This window comes from Acidimicrobiia bacterium (genome assembly GCA_016650365.1).
GTDB lineage: Bacteria > Actinomycetota > Acidimicrobiia > Spongiisociales > JAENVV01 > JAENVV01.
On sequence record JAENVV010000251.1, the window covers coordinates 1 to 1535 of the forward strand.

At 59.6% G+C, this 1535-nt stretch carries 2 protein-coding genes; both read right to left on the reverse strand.

All coding sequences use genetic code 11. The annotated features are described in order from the left end of the window. On the reverse strand, window positions 1-664 hold a 664-nt coding region (locus tag JJE47_14365; protein MBK5268607.1), incomplete at its 3' end, for a Gfo/Idh/MocA family oxidoreductase. A gap of 2 nt (window positions 665-666) precedes the next feature. Beyond that, on the reverse strand, window positions 667-1535 hold an 869-nt coding region (locus JJE47_14370), incomplete at its 5' end, for an aminotransferase class I/II-fold pyridoxal phosphate-dependent enzyme (GenBank protein ID MBK5268608.1).

The following is a 1535-nucleotide window of genomic DNA, read 5'->3' on the forward strand; positions in this document are numbered from 1 at the left end:
CCGCCAGGGCGCCGTTGGGATAACGGAGATTGATCCCGCTTTGAGTTTCGACGTCCGTTGGCCCCAGTACCGAAAGCGACGCCACCTGTTCAGGTCGACCAAGCAACATCTGTGCAAGGGCAAGCGGATAAACACCCAGGTCATATACGCTCCCGCCACCGAGGGCGGCCGAAAACCAGCGCCGTTCCGGATCATCAGGGACAACGATCACGAAGTTGGCGGACAAATGACGAATGGGTCCGATGGTTTCGATCTCGATTAGCTCAATCAGCCTCAATATGGCCGGTTGAAACCGCATCCACATGGCTTCCATGAGGAAGGTTTGGCGCATCCGAGCTCGTTGGACCATCGCTTCTGCCTGGCGCCGGTTCATCGAGAACGGTTTTTCGACCAACACTGGACGATTCGCATCGAGGCAGGTAATGGTGTCGTCGTGGTGGCGGTCATTGGTGCTGGCGATGTAGACAAACTCCACCGCCCGATCCCGGGCCATTGCCTCGACAGAGGAGTACACGCCTTCTATTTGGTGAAGGCTCGCAAAGGTCTCAGCCCGGCGGCGAGACGTCGAAGTCACCGCCACGACCTCCCCATCCGGCATGGCCAAAATGGTCGAATGCAGCGCCGACGCCATCCGACCGGTTCCGACCAGGCCCCACCGGCCCATTACTACCCCTTACGCAACGAGTCCAAGGCCAAAAGGAATCGGTCGGTCTCGTCGACCGAACCCACCGTCACTCTGATCCAGCCACCACGGAACTCACGGACGATTATTCCCATGCTCAGGAAGGAATCGAACGGGGACCGGCTGGTGGCGGGGGTTCCAGCGGTAGACGGATGCAGGTAGACGAAGTTCGCTTGCGACGGCACGTATTCCACCCCGCGCGCCTCGAGTTCCTTTTGCATGCGTTCGCGCTCCGATTCGTTAAACCGCACCCGCTCCTCGACCCGTTCCGGAAATCGAATTGCCGTAAGGGCCGCAACCTGAGCTAGTCCGTTAACCGCAAACGGAGCCTGTGCTCTTCGGAGGTCAGCCAGTGTCGAAGCTTGCCCGATGGCATAGCCGATCCGGAGCGAGGCGAGGCTGTAGATTTTCGAAAAGGTTCGCAGGACCACAACGTTGGGCCTGGACAGGGCCAGGTCGAAAGCCGACCCAAAGTCGCGAGCCGTGGCGTACTCGAAATAGGCCTCGTCGACGACGACCAGGATCCGTTCTGGTACAGAATCGATGAAGGCGGCCACATCTTTCTTGGAGCGGTAGGTGCCGGTTGGATTATTGGGATTGCATACGAAGACCAGAGTGGTGTCATCCCGCACGGCCTTGGCCATGGCATCGAGATCGAGGTGATAGTCAGCGGTGAGGGGGACCTCGATTGCCGCGCTCCCGGCCAGGGCCGAGCCAATCCGATAGACAATAAATGATGGCCATGGATACACGGCCGAGGTGCCCTCGCCACCGACGGCCAGCGATGCGACCCGGAGCAAATCCGAGCTTCCCCCTCCGAACATCAATTGATCAGAGTCGACCCCGAGTCGTA